Source organism: Gordonia sp. OPL2 (genome assembly GCF_003797825.1).
GTDB lineage: Bacteria > Actinomycetota > Actinomycetes > Mycobacteriales > Mycobacteriaceae > Gordonia.
The window spans coordinates 535,201-550,910 of the sequence record NZ_RKME01000001.1 but is presented as its reverse complement, the minus strand read 5'-3'; the positions used below and the strand labels follow the sequence as shown (position 1 = coordinate 550,910).

Below are 15,710 nucleotides of genomic sequence, written 5' to 3'. Positions count from 1 at the left end.
GCCCACTCGGGAAGATCGGGATCGGCGAGAGCCGGCTAGGCGTCGGAACCAGTGCGGTCGGCAGGATCGTCCCGATGCTCGTCGATGATGAAGAGCACCAGCGTGACCGCGAGGAAGCCCGCAGGCACCCACGCGGCGCTCCCTCCCATCAGCTGCGTGCAGATGGCCCCGACGAGTGCACCGCCCGCGAACACACCCACCACCCGGGTGTAGACGGAGAACGCCCGACGCGACTCGGGCGCCCGATCGATCGTTGCGCCGTAGCCGGCCTCGACCAGTCGCATGAGATTTCCGGTCGTCGCGACGGCGACGTAGTTGAGATCGCCGATGCTGCGGAACAACTCGATCTGCATGGCCGCCAGGAACGCGATGGGAATGGTGACGAACGAGTGCGGCACCGACGTCGGGACGAAACCGATGACGAGGAGGATCAGTGCCTGCAGACCCATCGTCACACGGATCGGGTAGGGGAGCAGGCGGTCGAGCCGGCCCGCCTTGATGTGCACGGCGAGGATGACGCCGACGACGAATGCGAGAATCGGCCACAGGTGTCCGATGGCCTGATGCCAGTGACGCTCAGCGAGATTCAACGCCAGGAAGATCACATTGCCGGTCTGGGCATTGGCGAACACCCCACCGCGTGACAGGAAGGTATAGCTGTCGAGGAAGCCGCTCGCCCCGGTGATCAGCAACGCGAATCGTAACGAGGTCGACGTGGTCACGGTGCTCCTCCGAGTCTGTCGATGACATCCCGTCCGGGTGGGTTCCGGTCGTGCACAATGGTGACACCCATTCGAAGAAGGTGCGATGACCGGACTCCCGAGCGCGTCGGCCGGTGCACCGCGCCGACGATCGGTGTGTCTTCTCGTCGCTGTCGTGGCGGCTCTCGTCGTGACCAACCTGCTCGCCCATTTCACCGGGCATTGGACCGGGGTGTTCGCCGTACCGATCGCGGCGGTGGTGATCGTCGCGGGCGCACGGGCAGCGGGGTTGCGATGGCGCGAGATGGGATTGAGCCGGAGCGAGGTGAGGGCGGGAATCCCGTACGCCGTCGGTGCGGTCGTCGTCGTGTTCGCGGTGGTGTCGGTCGCGGTCGCCATCCCGGCCACCCGTCAGTTCTTCCTCTCGGACCGCTTCGACAGCGCTACCGCAGCGGTACTGGCGGCGGTGGTGACGATTCCGCTGCAGACAGTTCTCCCGGAGGAGTTGATGTTCCGGGGCGTGTTGCAGGGATCGCTCGGGCGAGTGTTCGGCGTCCGGTGGACGCTGGGCCTGGGCGCGCTGGCCTTCGGACTCTGGCACGTCAGCTCGTCGCTCGGGTTGACCGCGGGCAACGAGGGATTCACCGGGATCCTCGGGTCCGGCACGCTCGCGCAGATCGCCGGGATCGTGGGGGCCGTGATCGCCACGGGTGCCGCCGGATTGGTACTGGGGTGGCTACGGCATCGCAGCACGAGCCTTGTTGCGCCCATCGCCTTCCACTGGGCACTCAATGCGACCGGAGCGGTGGGGGCCGCAGTCGCCTGGCATCTCCCACACTGACCTGCCCGCTCGTTCCGGAAGGGTTACCCGCGCGCAGCTGTCATGTGGTACCGAAGATCCGGTCCCCGGCATCGCCGATCCCGGGAACGATGTAACCGTTTGCGTCGAGTCCACGATCGATCGCCGCGGTGAAGATCGGGACGTCGGGATGTGCCGCGTGCAGGGTGTCGACCCCCTGCGGACAGGTCAGCAGACACACGAACTTGATCGATCGGGGCGAGTACTCCTTGATGCGCTCGACGGCGGCGACAGCCGAGTGTCCGGTGGCGAGCATCGGATCCACCACGACGACATCGCGTTCGGCGAGGTCGCCGGGCATCTTGAAGTAGTACTCGACAGCGATCATCGTCTTGGGGTCGCGATAGAGACCGATGTGTCCGACGCGTGCTCCGGGAACCACGGTGAGCATGCCGTCGACGATGCCCGTCCCGGCTCGCAAGATGGACGCGAAGACGACCTTCTTGCCGTCGATCACGTTGGCGGTCATCGTCTCCAGTGGCGTCTCGATGGTGACCGGATGCATCGGGATGTCCCGCAAGACCTCGTTGGCCATCAGCGTGGAGATCTCGTTGAGGAGTCGGCGAAAGTCGTTGGTGGAGGTGTCTTGTCGCCTCATCAGTGTGAGTTTGTGTTGGACGAGCGGGTGGTCGACGAGAATGACGTCGTCCATGTCGTGGCCTCCTGATCGGATCGACGGGTGGGGTGGGTGGATCAGAAGACCGTTCCGTCACTGGCGATGGCAAACGGGGGTAGTCCGCCGCGCAACCGGCGCGCGGTGTCGCGTCCGGCGGCCCAGGTGCCGCCCTCCAGGACGCATGCCAGCGGCATCTGCTCGGGGGTGAGACCGAGTTCCGAACGGACGAGCGGTGCGAGTTCATCGAGCAGCGCGACGGTCAGCGCACGCCACTCGACGACGAGTTCATCGCCCGCTGACCAGGTCCGCCCGGCATCGGCGGGATCGCGATGTCGGAGGACGCCGGTGTCGAGCAGCAGCCCGCCGTTACGGTACTCGGGCAGGGCGGTCAGCTCGTCGACACCGGACAGCGTGCATCCGGCCCACCCGAAGGGCTCGAGCAACGAGTACGTCAACCATTGCGACAGTTTGTGGAACGGCATCCAGCCGTCGCTGGGCCCGGGGCCGGCAACCGCGGGATGGCGCCAGCAGTCGCCGAGCGCGACGTCGCCGATGCGGTTGTCGGAGGGCCAGATTCCCGACAGATGGTCGAGCAGCGTGGTCAAGATGTCGTGCGCGTCGACGACGGGCTCCCGTCCGGAGCCGATCAGGACGTCATACAGGTGGCCCGGCCGCGGGTCGGTCCCGAACACCTCGGGAGCCCGCTCGAGTGCGTCCCCGAGGCGATGGAGGAGCTCGACGCGTCCGTCGAGTCCGACGAGAGGATTCGACGACGACACCTGAAACGCCGCACCGACCACGTCGGGTGTGAGGGCGCGCAGGCCGCCAGGGTCGACCCGCAACGGACCCTCCGGATCGCCGGAGAACAGGCCCGCGACGAATGCGTCGAGACTCGCCACACCCAATCCTTCGGAACGCGCGATGTCCGTGCCGCTCGCGGTGTCGCGATAGGTCCAGTCGGGTCCGGCGCCGGCGTCGAGCAGCACGCTCACGACCGCCAAGTCGATGAGCGAGCGCGCCTGTTCGGCCGGATCGTCGGCGAATGTCTCACGCACAGCTGCCGCGCGGTCGACGCCGCCGACCTCGAAATGGCGCCACCGACTGTGGAACGGGATCCGGAGATCGGGGTACCGACGTCGCGTGATCGACGCGACATCGGCCGCGGTCCCGGGCAACGCGTCGTCGTGGACGGTGAACCAGGCCGACCCGCCGGAGCGTGCGCGATCGAGCAACTGGTTTGCGCGGTCCCGGATCGCAGCAGTGGTGCGCACGATGGCAACCGCCGACTCTCCGGTGGCCGTGGAATCCGGTACCGACCGTGAGCTCACGCTCACCGGTCCAGGCCCCGGCCCTTGGCCTTGCCGAGCTCGGTCGCGTCCGGAACCGGTCCCGGAGTGAAGTATCCGGCGGCCATCTTCGCGTCGATCTCGACCTGGGCGTCCTCCGGGATGAGCTCGTCGGGGATGTTCACCCGCTCACCGACCTCGATTCCCGAACCGGTGATGGCGTCGTACTTCATGTTGCTCATCGACACCAGACGGTGGATCGTGCGCACGCCCAGCCAGTGCAGGACGTCGGGCATCAGTTCCTGGAACCGCATGTCCTGTACGCCGGCAACACATTCCGTGCGGGCGAAGTACTGCTCTGCGGTGTCTCCGCCGACCTGTCGTTTGCGAGCGTTGTACACGAGGAACTTGGTCACCTCGCCGAGGGCCCGGCCCTCCTTGCGTGAGTAGGAGACCAGGCCGACACCGCCGCGCTGCGCGCCGAGGATGCATTCCTCGATGGCATGCGTCAGATACGGCCGGCAGGTGCAGATGTCGGAGCCGAACACGTCGGACCCGTTGCACTCGTCGTGGACGCGGGCGGTCAGCTCGACCGACGGGTCGGCGAGATCACGCGGGTTGCCGAAGATGTAGACAGTCTGGCCGCCGATCGGAGGGAGGAACACCTCGAGGTCGGAGCGGGTGACCAACTCCGGGTACATCCCGCCGGTCTCCTCGAACAGTGTCCGGCGCAGTTCGGCCTCGGTACATCCGAATCGCTCCGCGACACTCGGCAGGTGCCACACCGGTTCGACGGCCGCCTTGGTGACCAGGGCGGCCCCCGACTCCAGCAGATGTCGACCGTCCGGACGCAAACGGCCCCGGCCGATGGCGTCGGCGATCTCGGGGAGGACCACATGGGCTTTGGTGATCGCGATCGTGGGCCGGATGTCGTGCCCGGACGCGAGTTGGTCGGCGAAGACGTCGGCCGTCATGGCGCTCCACGGATCCAGACTCACGATCGTGCCCGGTTCCCACCACTGCGGGTACGGCCCGATCACATCGGTGGGGGTCGTGTTCGTGAGATCGGCGCGATGATCGCGGGACAGGGCGCCGGCGGCGACGGCGAGCGCACGGTACACGCTGTACGAGCCGCTGTGGGTGCCGATCACATTGCGATGTCCTCGTTGCGACGTCGTGCCGACGACCGGGCCACGCTCGGCGGCGGTGGGCGCGCCCCAGCGGATCGGGAGCGCGCCGAGCCCACCGCTGTGAGAGGTCAGCCGAATGTGTCCCGAGGCGGTCGACCGGCTTGCGTCGGGAATCGCGCCCGGACCCAGATCTGCGGTCATCATCGCTCCTGTCCTCCGCGGACACCTGCCGGCGCCGAGTGTCCGACGACACCGACACAACCGACGGCGCCGTGAGAAACCGCCAGCATAACGACATCCGGCCGATGTCGCCGTGCGACCGGTCAGGCGGCGGGTGGCACACCCCGATCACCCATCACCGTCGATTGTCCGCCCGACTCACCCGATACGTCGATGAACCGAGACGGCGTAGTCACCGCCGGTGTACGGCTCCCGGTCCCACGTCGCCCACCGCGCGACGAGTTCGAGTCCCGCGGCAGTCGCGTACCGGTCGTAGTCCTCGATCGGCAGACGGTCGGTCCGGACCTGAAAGCCGGCGACCAGGAGGCCGTGGGGGACCAGGCGGTGTGTCACCTGTTCGACGACGCGGGCCTCGGTGCCCGGATCGACGAAGATCATCACATTGCCGGCGAGGACGGCGACGTCGAAGGTGGCGTCCACATGATCGCCGAGGTGGGCGAGGTCTGCCAGAAGCCAGTCGATCTCGGGGGCTTTCCGGCGCGCGGTGGCGAGCATCGACTCGTCGATGTCTGTGCCGACGACCTCGTGACCGCGGCGGTTCAGTTCGATCGCGACCCGGCCGGTCCCACACCCCGCGTCGAGGATCGTCGCATTCTCCAGGTCACGGACGAGCGAGTCGATCAGCGCGGCCTCCCCGTGCACGCTCTGACCGGACGCAGCCAGACGCGCCCAGCGCTCGTCGTACCGGTCACCCCTCGGTGCATTCGACTCGTCCCATCGCGTGGCCACGGGGTGATCGTGTCACAGACGGATCCCCGCTCGACGGTGCCTCGCACCGGCGTGGTTGGTTGATGTCATGGGAGAGGGAGACGTGGGGGAGCCGCATCCGGTCATGTCGAGCGCCGGGACGACCATGACGCTGTACGAGGCCATCGCGACGCGCCGGGACGTCCGCAACGAGTTCCGCGGCGATGTCATCGAGGAGGAAGTCCTGCTCCGGTTGCTGCGTGCGGCACACGCGGCACCGAGCGTGGGACACACCCGGCCGTGGGATTTCGTCGTCGTCCGAGCACCGGCGACGCTGACCCGTTTCGCGGCGCACGTGGCCGGCTGTCGCGAGGACTTCGCCCGATCGCTGCCACCGGATCGTGCGGAGACATTCGGCCCCATCGTCATCGACGGCATCGAGCAGTCGGGTACCGGCATCGTCGTCACCTACGACCCGTCGCGAGGCGGGTCCCACGTGCTCGGACGGCGCACCATCGACGAAACGGGTCGGTTGTCGGTGGCCCTCGCCATCGAGAACCTGTGGCTCGCCGCGACCGCCGAGGGAATCGGCGTCGGTTGGGTCTCCTTCTACCACAAGGCTTTCCTGCGCGAGTTGCTCTCGATTCCGGACGACATCGAGCCCATCGCGTGGCTGTGCGTCGGACCGGTCACGCAGTTCCGGGGCGTACCCGACCTCGAGCACTTCGGCTGGCGTGCCGGCCGGCCGCTGGAGGCGGCGGTCCACCGAGAGACCTACCGCACACCGAGCGAGGCGGCCTCAGGCGAGCAATGACAGCACGAAGACGGTCACGCAGACGACGGCGAGGAACACCAGCGAGTACTTGAGTGTGGAGCGCAGGATCGACGACTCGTTCCCGGTCTCGCCCACGGCCGAGGCCGCGATCGCGATCGATTGAGCCGACACGAGTTTGGCCATCGTCCCACCGCCGGTGTTCGACGCGACCAGGAGTGTCGGATCGACACCCAGCTGCTGTGCGGTGACCGCCTGGAGCTTCGCGAACAGGGTGTTGTTGTTGACCACCGATCCGGTGATGAACACGCCGATCCAGCCGATGACGGGGGAGACTAGCGGGAAGATGTCTCCCACGTTGGCCAGCGCGAGGCCGATCGCGGCGGTCGCACCGGACAGATTCGCGATGTAGGCGAGTGCCAGCACGAGCAGGATCAGGACGATCGGGCGCCACAGTTCGGCGACGGTGGCCTTCAGCTGACCCAGCGCCTCGGGCACGGTGATCCGGGCGAATGCACCGGTGACGAGGATGGCGCCGAGCACCGCGGTGCCCGAGGCGCCGATGAGACTGACGGTCCACACGGCGGCGGTCGGCACCGAGCTCGCGGCGACCGGCGGGTGTGCGACGATCGTGCCGTCGATCCACGGCATGTGGATGGAGAGCACCGTGAAATCCAATGCGCCGCCGGGTGTGAACAGATCCTTGAACCACGGCAGGCTCCACACCAGGATGGCGCCGGTGAGAAAGTAGAACGGGGACCACGCCTTGACGATCTCCCACACCGAGTATCGCTCGCCGCGTGTGTCGCTCGCGCCCGCCTCACGATAGATCTCGGGCGGCTGCCAGACGCGGGTCAGTCCCGCGAGCGTGACCATGGCGAGCAGCGGCGGAAGGATGTCGGTCAGTTCCGGTCCCGCCAGCCACAGCACCGCACATTGCGCACCGGAGAACACGATCCCGGTCACCAACCATGCCGGCCAGGTGTGTCGGATACCGTTCCAGCCGTCGAGGATTGCGACCAGGATGAGCGGCAGCAGGGCAGTGAGACCCTGGATCACCGGGATCATCCAGTTCGACAACTCACCGAGGTCGACCTCACCCACCTTGGCGCCCTGGATGACGGGGATGCCGATCGCACCGTAGGCGCCCGCACCGGCGTTGGCGACCAGGCACAACATGGCCGCCTTGATCGGACGGAAGCCCAGCTCGACCAGCAGGGCCGCGCAGATGGCGATCGGCACACCGAATCCGGCCGCGCCTTCGAGGAGGCCGCCGAAGCAGAATGCGATGAGCAGCACCTGGATTCGTTGATCGGCCGAGATCCCGCCGATCGAGGAGCGGATCACCTCGAACTGACCGCTCTTGACGGCGATCTTGTACAGCCACACCGCCAGCACGATGATCCATGCGATCGGCCACAGCCCGGAGACGGCGCCATAGAGTGCGGCGCCGACGACCTTCGGAAAGGGCATGTCGAACACGAACAATGCCACGATGGCGGCCACCGCCGCCGAGATGGCGGCGGCCGTGATGCCCTTGAGTTTGAGGACGACCAGACCGAGTAGGAACACCAGCACCGGGATCGCGCCGACGAGGGCGGACAGATAAACGGACTCGAACGGCGCGTACTGCTGGTCCCACATCACGGGCGTCCCCTCCGGGTCCGTCGATCACGACACCCCCCGATCCTTGCAGGAATCGGGGGGTGTCGTGAGGCGAACGCGATCAGGCCAGGTCGAACCGATCGAGGTTCATCACCTTGTCCCACGCGGCGACGAAGTCCTTCACGAACTTCGCCTGGGCGTCGTCCTCGCCGTAGACCTCGGCGAGGGCCCGCAGCTGCGAGTTCGAACCGAACACGAGGTCCGCCCGAGTGCCGGTCCACTTGTCGGCGCCGGACGCACGGTCCTTGCCGATGTAGGTGCCGTCGTCAGCCGGTGAGGGCTTCCACTCGGTGCCCATGTCGAGCAGGTTGACGAAGAAGTCGTTCGTCAGCTGTCCGGGCTTGTCGGTGAGCACGCCGTGCGCCGAATCCTTGTGATTGGCACCGAGAACCCGCAACCCGCCGACCAGCACGGTCATCTCCGGTGCGGACAGGGTCAGCAGATTCGCCTTGTCGATGAGTCGGTATTCCGCGGGCAGCTCGCTGGCCTTGCCCTCGTAGTTGCGGAAACCGTCGGCCTTGGGCTCGAGGTAGGCGAACGACTCGACGTCGGTCTGCTCCTGGGTCGCGTCCGTCCGACCCGGGGTGAACGGAACCGACACGTCATGGCCGGCATCCTTCGCTGCCTTCTCGACTGCCGCGACGCCACCGAGGACGACGAGATCGGCGAAGGACACCTTCGCGCCCGACTCCGCGTTGAACGCCTCCTGGATCTGTTCGAGCTTGCCGATGACCTGGGCGAGCTCATCGGGCTCGTTGACCTCCCAGCCCGCCTGCGGCTGCAGTCGGATACGACCGCCGTTGGCGCCACCGCGCTTGTCGCTGCCACGGAAGGACGACGCCGCTGCCCACGCGGTCGACACCAACTGTGCCACCGTCAGATCCGACGCGAGGATCTGAGCCTTGAGGGAGTCGGCGTCGGCGTCGGAGATGACGGCGCCGTCCTGCGCGGGTACGTTGTCCTGCCACAGGTAGTGCTCCGACGGCGCGAGCGGTCCGCGATAGCGGACGGCCGGACCCATGTCACGGTGCAGCAGCTTGAACCACGCCTTGGCGAACTCGTCGGCCAGCTCCTCGGGGTGATCGAGCCAGCGCCGCGTGATCTCGCCGTAGATCGGGTCGACCCGAAGCGCGAGGTCGGAGGTCAGCATCGACGGATGCGTCTTGCCCGCCCCGTGGGCCTCGGGCACCGAGTTGGCCCAGCCGCCGTCCTTCGGCTTCCACTGGTTGGCACCGGCCGGACTCTTCGTCAGTTCCCATTCGTTGCCGTAGAGGATCTCGAGGAAGCTGTTGTCCCACTTGGTGGGTGTGTGCGTCCAGATCACCTCGAGGCCGCTGGTGATCGCGTCCGCGCCCACCCCGGTGCCCTGCGGGTTCGCCCAGCCCAGACCCTGCTGCTCGATCGGCGACGCCTCGGGCTCGGGACCCACCAGCTCGGCATCACCGTTGCCGTGCGTCTTGCCGAAGGTGTGGCCGCCGACGATGAGAGCTGCCGTCTCGATGTCGTTCATGGCCATCCGGCCGAACGTCTCGCGGATGTCGTGCGCAGATGCCTGCGGGTCCGGATTGCCGTTGGGCCCCTCCGGATTCACGTAGATCAGACCCATCTGGACCGCGGCGAGGGGATTGGTGAGGTCGCGGGTGCCGGTGTAGCGATCGTCGCCGAGCCATTCGGCCTCGGGGCCCCAGTAGACCTCTTCGGGTTCCCACTCGTCGACGCGACCGAACGCGAATCCGGCGGTCTTGAAGCCCATCGACTCCAGTGCGACATTGCCCGCGAGGACGAGGAGGTCGGCCCAGGACAGGGCGCTGCCGTACTTCTTCTTGACCGGCCACAGGAGGCGGCGGGCCTTGTCGAGGCTCGCGTTGTCGGGCCAGCTGTTCAACGGGGCGAAGCGCTGCATGCCGGATCCGGCGCCACCACGGCCGTCCTCCACGCGGTATGTGCCGGCCGCATGCCAGGACATACGGATGAACAGCGGGCCGTAGTGGCCGAAGTCGGCCGGCCACCACGCCTGCGAGGTCGTCATGACCTCTTTCAGGTCGGATTTCAGGGCATCGACGTCCAGGTCGGCCAGCGCGGCGTCGTAGTCGAAGTCTCCGCCGAGCGGATTAGCGACATCCGGATTGTGTGCGAGCAGCTTCAGATTGAGCTGATTCGGCCACCAGTCACGGTTGCCGCCGCCCTCGACCGGCGGCTTGATGCGCATGGGGCAGCCCTTCTCGGCTGCCTCCGTGTTCGCCTCGGCGATCGGCGGGTGCTCAGTCGCGTGGGCCGGATTTTCCTCGGTCACGACAATCCTTTCGGGAGTGGGTGATTCGGGCTGTGATCACGGGCGTGATCCCGAAGTGGGAGAGGCTGCGCAATCGGAGCACAGGCCCCAATAGATGACCTCGGCCTCGTCGAGGACGAAACCGTGGTGGTCCGACGGCGTGAGGCAGGGTGCCTCGCCGACGGCACAATCGACGTCGCCGATGATGCCGCAGGAGCGGCAGACGACGTGGTGATGGTTGTCGCCGACCCGCGACTCGTAACGGGCGACGTGCCCAGCCGGTTGGATGCGACGTATCAGGCCTGACGTACTCAGCGCACCGAGTACGTCGTAGATGGCCTGCCTGGACACGTCGGGGAGCTCGGCGCGGACCGCGCTGATCACGGTCTCGGTGTCGGCGTGTGGATGGGCGTGGACCGCCTCGAGCACAGCGACCCGTGGGCGGGTCACGCGCAGTGCGACGGATCGCAACTGCTCGGCGTACTCAGGTGATGCGGACACACGAACAGTATGCACAGTTTTCTGGACTCGGTCCAGAAAATCTCAGGATGAGACGAGAAATCTTGTCGGTGTCACCTACGGACGCGTCGCCCCGGACCCGGGAACCCGCCGGATCAGCCGTCGACCGTGTCGGCGGGGTCGATGCGGAATCCGACCTTCAGGGTGACCTGGGTGTGGGCGACGGCGCCGTCGACAACGTGGCCGCGCGTCTCGGTGACCTCGAACCACTCAACGTTGCGCGTCGTCTGGGACACGCGAGCGATCGCGTTGGCGATGGCGGCGTCGGATCCGTCGGGGGAGGAGCCGACGACCTCGATGACTCGATATGTGTGCTCGCTCATGACCGAGATACTTCCACGGACACCGATCACGTCGGGATGCTTTGGGCAGAACGATGTCGAGGTCGTGACCCGACCGGAACCGGGCAACGCCTCAGCGACGTACGAATGCCCCTGTGCCGGTGTCGGCGACCTGTCGATGGCGGATGAGTCGCTCGAGATGCAGTTGCGCAGTCCGTCTCTCGACGGCGTCGACGAAGGGGAGATCGACATGCGGTCGGTACACGAGGCGGTGAGCCGCGATGTCGGCGATCGTGCGCGGGCGGTCCAGGAACTCCAGGAGGCGATCCTCGCGACGATGGATCACGGCCTCGTAGTCGGCCAGGCGGCGACGGAACTCCGCGACGCCCTCGACGACACCTTTCTGATGAAACGTTCCGTACCAGCGTGCATCGATGTCGCGGACACGGTCGATGGACGCCAGATAATCGTCGACGCTGCTGCCGAGGTCGCCGTACATGGGTCCGAAGGAGGTGAGATCGATGTCGGCCACGTAGAGGAATCCGGTCGGTTCGACGAGCACTCCGCAGTGTCCGGCCGTGTGTCCCGGGAGATGCACGACCGTGGCGGTGACGTCGCCGAGGTCGAAGACGTGACCGTCGACGACCGCACCGGCATCGGGGAATCCGGGCGGAAGCCGGAACGTGTCACCGATGTCCGCGGCGACCGCGGCACGCTCGTCGGCGGTCAATCCGTAACCCTGGATCAGGACGTCGAGCGAGCGGACGCCCTCGACGTCGGCATCGTGGGCGAAGACTGCACCGTCGAAGTGCCGCAGTCCTGCGATGTGGTCTTCGTGGGCGTGACTGATCAGGATCGCGTCGGCGCCGACCGGGTCGTGATCGATGTCGAGTGACGGATCGAGCACGAGGTGTCCGTCGGACCCCGTCACGACCAGTGTGTTGCCGTACGGGAACGCCCCGCCGTGCATGCTCGCCAGCACCGTGACGGCGCCGAACTGTTCCTCGCGCACCTTCGGGTCGACGGTCGTCATGCGCTCTGCTCTACTTCTCCGAGTCCCCGACTGTCAATGGTTCATGGCGGCGATCAGGCCACGGCGAGCAGAATGCCGACGGCGATGAAGAGCACACCGAACACCCGATTGAGGATGCGCTGTCCGCGCTCACCGCTGCTCGCCCGTCGGAAACCTCGGGCCACGACTGCGAAGAAGAACCACATCACCACGATGTCGACGACGACGATCGTGGCCGCGATCACCGCATACTGCCCGAGAAGAGATCGGTCGGTGTGCACGAATCCCGGGATGAACGCGAGCAGGAAGACGATCGCCTTGGGGTTGAGCAGATTCACCCACACGCCCCGCGCGAACATCGACCAGCGTGACTCGCTTGCCAGCGCTGCAACGGATTCGTCGGACAGATCGGGGCGCCGGAAGAACTGGCGGACGCCCAGATAGACGAGATACGCGGCGCCCAGATAGCGGATGACGGCGAAGGCCGTGGGTGATTTGGCAACCACCACGCCCAATCCCGCCGCGACGACGACGAGCTGGATCATCAGCGCCGCCTGCTGACCCAGCACACCCCAGATCGCCCGTCGGAAGCCCGCATTGAGCGCATTGCTCATCGTGTTGATCGCGCCCGCCCCCGGGGTGAAACTGATGACGAGACAGGCGGTCAGCAACGCCCACCAGGTGGAGATCTGCACGGGTCGAGAGTAGTGACGCACTCGTCCGCGCCGAGCACGGGCGTCGTAGGCTCGAGGGAACCGCAGGAGGTCGGATGAGCGATGCCGGTGATACGACGCGCGTGGACTGGTCGTCGGACAGAGTGCTCCGTGAGTCCGCGCGGTGGCGCTCGTCGTGGCATCCGCCGGGATCGCGGTATGTGGTCGTCGACGGCTTCGAGTTCTACGAACAGGACGGTGCCGCAACACTGCTCAACTACCTCGGGCCCGCAGCCGATCCTCTCGCAGTCATCCGACGAGCGTTGGTGATCGCCGAGGGCCGCGGAGCGCACACCGCCCTCGTGACGATCGGCCCGGGACCCCTCGCGGGTGTCGACGCGCTCGATCTCGTCGCCCTGCACGCCGAGACGGAAGCGGTGATCGATGTGGTGGCCACCGAGATCTCCTGGCCATTCGCCACGCGCATCTCGGTTCCGCCAGAAGTGCGCGCGCACAAGGCCATCGACGAGGCAGGCATCGCCGAGTTCGATCGGATCTCCCGCCTGGCGTGGGGATTCGCGCCGCCGGTGCTGCAGGATCCCGAGTCGGCGAAGGACGACGACGAGGCGCCGGGCCTGTTCGTAGCGACCTCCTCCGGAGCGCCTGCCGGCGCAGGCGGGTACTCGCTCGTGGGAGAGGTGGCCCGGATGTGGGGCGCCGCAGTCCTGCCCGAGTTCCGCGGTCGCGGCGTCTACCGCGGCTTGATCACGGCCAGACTTCGTGACGCCGCCGAGCGCGGGGCGACGCTCGCGCTCGTCCACGCCGAACAGACGTCGTCGCCGATCCTGCAGGATCTGGGCTTCGCCAAGGTCGGGGAACGGCGTCGGGTTCGGATCGCGACCGGACAGGCTGGGCGATGACCGATCTCGACGACGCGACCGATGAACTGTACGGGGTGCTTCCCGCCGAGTTCGTGGCACGTCGGACGGCCATCGTCCGACGTGCCAAGGCCGACGGTGATCGCGTCCTCGCCCGTGAGGTGGCGGCGCTTCGGCGCCCGACACAGGGGGCGTGGGCGATCAACCAGTGGGCTCGCCGCGAACCCGATGGCGTGTCCGCGGTCCTGGCCCTCGGTGCGGACATGCTGACGGCCCAGCGCACGTCGTCTGCCGATCGGCTGCGCGAATTGTCCGCACGGCGCCAGGACGTCGTCGCCGAGTCCGCCGCGCAGGTGGCCGCCGTGGCCGCCGACCTCGGATCGACACTGTCGCCGAACGCGGTACGGGAGGTCACGCAATCGCTGCGCGCCGCCATCGCCGACCCCGACGTCGCCGATGACCTCCGGCGCGGCCGATTGGTCGCCGCTGCCGAGTACAGCGGATTCGGTCCGGCCGGAGTGTTCGTCGTCCCCGATCCGGAACCTTCCGGTGACGTCTCCGACGTCATGTCGGCGGATGCGGTCGGCGGCGAGGATTCCGTGGTCGACGGCGCGTGCGACACTGCCGGGTCAGCCACCAACACGCACGCGGAGATCGCCGCGGCGCGATCGTCACTGGCGGATGCCGAGACGGCCGCCGACGCTGCTCGGCATGCGGTCGAGGAGCGCGATCGTGAGCTCGCGGCAGCTCGCGAGCATGCGCGGGTGCTGTCCGGTGAGGTCGAGGAATTGCGGGCCGAACTCGCCCGGCGTGACGGCGAGCTGCGGTTCGCGCAACGTCAGGCCGAGGTCGCCGAGAGCGAACAGGCGAGCGCCGCAGAGGCCCTCACGCGTGCTCGAGATCGCGTCGAGGTCGCGCGTGCACGCGTCGATGCAGTGGTGCGTTCCTAGTCGGTGGCTCAGCCTGCCTGGGCCGACAGGATCTTGATCTCGAACACCAACGTGTCGCCCTTCTGGATCCCCGCATCAGGCATACCGTCCGGATAGCCGTCGTTCGGCGACATCGCGACCGCGACGGTCGAACCGACCTTCTGGCCCGAGATGGCCTTCTTGAATCCGGTCACCACGCCGTCGAGGGGGAACTCCGCAGGCGCGCCACGCTCGTAGCTGCTGTCGAAGACCTTGGCGTCACGCCCGTCGACGCCCACGTAGCAGACGGAGACCGTCGAGGTGTCCGCGACGACCGGCCCGGTTCCCTCCTGCAACGTCTGCACCTGGGTGGTCACGACCGAGAACGGCGTGGTGACATCGATGCGCGGCGCGGTGTCGTCCGTGGAGCCTGTGACGGCCACCTTGCCAGTCGCCCCCTCGTATTCCCATTGCGGTGCGACGTCGCCGGCCGGTGCCGCGGTCGGGCAGCTCGACGCCGCAGGCGGTGACGACTCGCTGCCGGTCGTCGACTCCGACGAGGAATCGGTGGAACCGCATGCGGACAAGGTCAGCGCGACCAGCACGGTCGACATCAGGACACCACGACGAGCAATCATGCTGATCAACCTACCGAAGTCGCCGTACTCTCCGATAACGGACGCCACATGTCCGCGATACCTGCAAGTCTTCTGACTGTGAGGTGGTGTCCGCTGTCCTGGTCGCAGGTGCGGATCCCGACGACCGACCGAGGAGAAGTGATGGCACGCGAGATCCAGGTGACGTTCGACTGCGGTGACCCGGCGGCGCTGGCCGGGTTCTGGGCAGAGGTGCTCGACTACCGGGTCCAGGACCCTCCACCCGGATTCGATTCCTGGGATGCGGCATTGGAGGCCATGAACGTCCCACCCGAGCGTCGTAACGATGCATCGGCCCTGATCGACCCGGCCGGAGAGGGGCCGCGGATCTTCTTCCAGCGCGTCCCGGAGGGCAAGAGCGCGAAGAACCGCGTCCACCTCGACGTCCGTTCGGCCCCGGACGCGGTGGGGGATGAGCGGATGGCCGCCTTGGAGGCCGAGTGTTCGAGACTCGTCGGCCTCGGGGCCACGCGAGAGGGCCGCCACGAGCCGGACCCGCCGCTGCAGGGCGGCCACATCGTGATGCGGGACCCGGAAGACAACGAGTTCTGCCTCGATTGACGCCCTGTGCGGCG

17 protein-coding genes are annotated in these 15,710 nt (G+C 67.3%); 5 read left to right on the top strand and 12 right to left on the bottom strand.

Annotated elements, in window-relative coordinates:
- Positions 1-35: 35 nt before the first annotated feature.
- A complete protein-coding gene (locus EEB19_RS02430) occupies positions 36-722 on the bottom strand; it encodes a YoaK family protein (protein WP_187582793.1) in 687 nt (228 codons plus the stop codon).
- A gap of 85 nt (positions 723-807) precedes the next feature.
- Here EEB19_RS02430 and EEB19_RS02425 point away from each other — a divergent pair, with 85 nt between their 5' ends.
- Complete coding sequence (locus EEB19_RS02425; protein WP_187582791.1) at positions 808-1,542, top strand: CPBP family intramembrane glutamic endopeptidase; 735 nt, start codon at positions 808-810, stop codon at positions 1,540-1,542.
- Positions 1,543-1,582: 40 nt separating this feature from the next.
- Here EEB19_RS02425 and upp read toward each other — a convergent pair whose 3' ends face one another.
- The 4 genes from upp to EEB19_RS02405 all read right to left on the bottom strand — a co-directional run bounded on the left by upp (position 1,583) and on the right by EEB19_RS02405 (position 5,561).
- Complete coding sequence (gene upp, locus EEB19_RS02420; protein WP_187582789.1) at positions 1,583-2,212, bottom strand: uracil phosphoribosyltransferase; 630 nt, start codon at positions 2,210-2,212, stop codon at positions 1,583-1,585.
- Positions 2,213-2,253: 41 nt separating this feature from the next.
- The gene (locus EEB19_RS02415; RefSeq protein WP_187582787.1) at positions 2,254-3,510 is read right to left on the bottom strand and encodes a URC4/urg3 family protein; all 1,257 of its coding nucleotides are present in this window, start codon (positions 3,508-3,510) and stop codon (positions 2,254-2,256) included.
- The gene (locus EEB19_RS02410; RefSeq protein ID WP_187582785.1) at positions 3,507-4,793 is read right to left on the bottom strand and encodes a GTP cyclohydrolase II; all 1,287 of its coding nucleotides are present in this window, start codon (positions 4,791-4,793) and stop codon (positions 3,507-3,509) included. The genes EEB19_RS02415 and EEB19_RS02410 overlap by 4 nt, the downstream gene beginning before the upstream one ends.
- A 177-nt stretch (positions 4,794-4,970) precedes the next feature.
- On the bottom strand, positions 4,971-5,561 hold the full coding sequence (locus tag EEB19_RS02405) for a bifunctional 2-polyprenyl-6-hydroxyphenol methylase/3-demethylubiquinol 3-O-methyltransferase UbiG (RefSeq protein WP_187582783.1): 591 nt from the start codon (positions 5,559-5,561) through the stop codon (positions 4,971-4,973).
- A gap of 67 nt (positions 5,562-5,628) precedes the next feature.
- On the opposite strand from EEB19_RS02405, the gene bluB reads away from it, so the two are divergent.
- Positions 5,629-6,333, top strand: coding sequence for a 5,6-dimethylbenzimidazole synthase (bluB, locus tag EEB19_RS02400; RefSeq protein ID WP_262365377.1), 705 nt, complete (start codon positions 5,629-5,631; stop codon positions 6,331-6,333).
- On the opposite strand, the gene EEB19_RS02395 is transcribed toward bluB, so the two are convergent.
- The 6 genes from EEB19_RS02395 to EEB19_RS02370 form a co-directional block, all read right to left on the bottom strand.
- Positions 6,319-7,935: a lactate permease LctP family transporter gene (locus EEB19_RS02395; RefSeq protein ID WP_187582781.1), complete on the bottom strand. Its 1,617-nt coding sequence runs from the start codon at positions 7,933-7,935 to the stop codon at positions 6,319-6,321. The two genes, bluB and EEB19_RS02395, sit on opposite strands and share 15 nt — an antisense overlap.
- Before the next feature lie 82 nt (positions 7,936-8,017).
- Positions 8,018-10,165 carry a catalase/peroxidase HPI gene (gene katG, locus EEB19_RS02390; RefSeq protein WP_187583095.1) on the bottom strand — a complete coding sequence of 716 codons (2,148 nt, stop codon included), beginning with the start codon at positions 10,163-10,165 and terminating at the stop codon, positions 8,018-8,020.
- A gap of 120 nt (positions 10,166-10,285) precedes the next feature.
- Positions 10,286-10,729, bottom strand: coding sequence for a Fur family transcriptional regulator (locus tag EEB19_RS02385; protein WP_187582779.1), 444 nt, complete (start codon positions 10,727-10,729; stop codon positions 10,286-10,288).
- A gap of 113 nt (positions 10,730-10,842) precedes the next feature.
- Entirely contained in the window at positions 10,843-11,070 is a 228-nt protein-coding gene (locus EEB19_RS02380; protein ID WP_187582777.1) for a dodecin, read from the bottom strand.
- A gap of 91 nt (positions 11,071-11,161) precedes the next feature.
- Positions 11,162-12,061, bottom strand: a complete 900-nt coding sequence (locus EEB19_RS02375) for an MBL fold metallo-hydrolase (protein WP_187582775.1) — start codon at positions 12,059-12,061, stop codon at positions 11,162-11,164.
- A gap of 53 nt (positions 12,062-12,114) precedes the next feature.
- Positions 12,115-12,735, bottom strand: coding sequence for a LysE family transporter (locus tag EEB19_RS02370; protein WP_187582772.1), 621 nt, complete (start codon positions 12,733-12,735; stop codon positions 12,115-12,117).
- A 74-nt stretch (positions 12,736-12,809) separates the two neighbouring features.
- Between EEB19_RS02370 and EEB19_RS02365 the strand changes: the two genes are divergently transcribed.
- Positions 12,810-13,613 carry a GNAT family N-acetyltransferase gene (locus tag EEB19_RS02365; RefSeq protein WP_187582770.1) on the top strand — a complete coding sequence of 268 codons (804 nt, stop codon included), beginning with the start codon at positions 12,810-12,812 and terminating at the stop codon, positions 13,611-13,613.
- Entirely contained in the window at positions 13,610-14,521 is a 912-nt protein-coding gene (locus EEB19_RS02360) for a hypothetical protein (RefSeq protein WP_187582768.1), read from the top strand. The genes EEB19_RS02365 and EEB19_RS02360 overlap by 4 nt, the downstream gene beginning before the upstream one ends.
- An 8-nt stretch (positions 14,522-14,529) precedes the next feature.
- Here the strand turns inward: EEB19_RS02360 and EEB19_RS02355 are convergent, their stop codons facing one another.
- Positions 14,530-15,117 carry an FKBP-type peptidyl-prolyl cis-trans isomerase gene (locus EEB19_RS02355; protein WP_187582766.1) on the bottom strand — a complete coding sequence of 196 codons (588 nt, stop codon included), beginning with the start codon at positions 15,115-15,117 and terminating at the stop codon, positions 14,530-14,532.
- Positions 15,118-15,258: 141 nt separating this feature from the next.
- On the opposite strand from EEB19_RS02355, the gene EEB19_RS02350 reads away from it, so the two are divergent.
- On the top strand, positions 15,259-15,696 hold the full coding sequence (locus tag EEB19_RS02350; protein WP_187582764.1) for a VOC family protein: 438 nt from the start codon (positions 15,259-15,261) through the stop codon (positions 15,694-15,696).
- Positions 15,697-15,710: the final 14 nt, after the last annotated feature.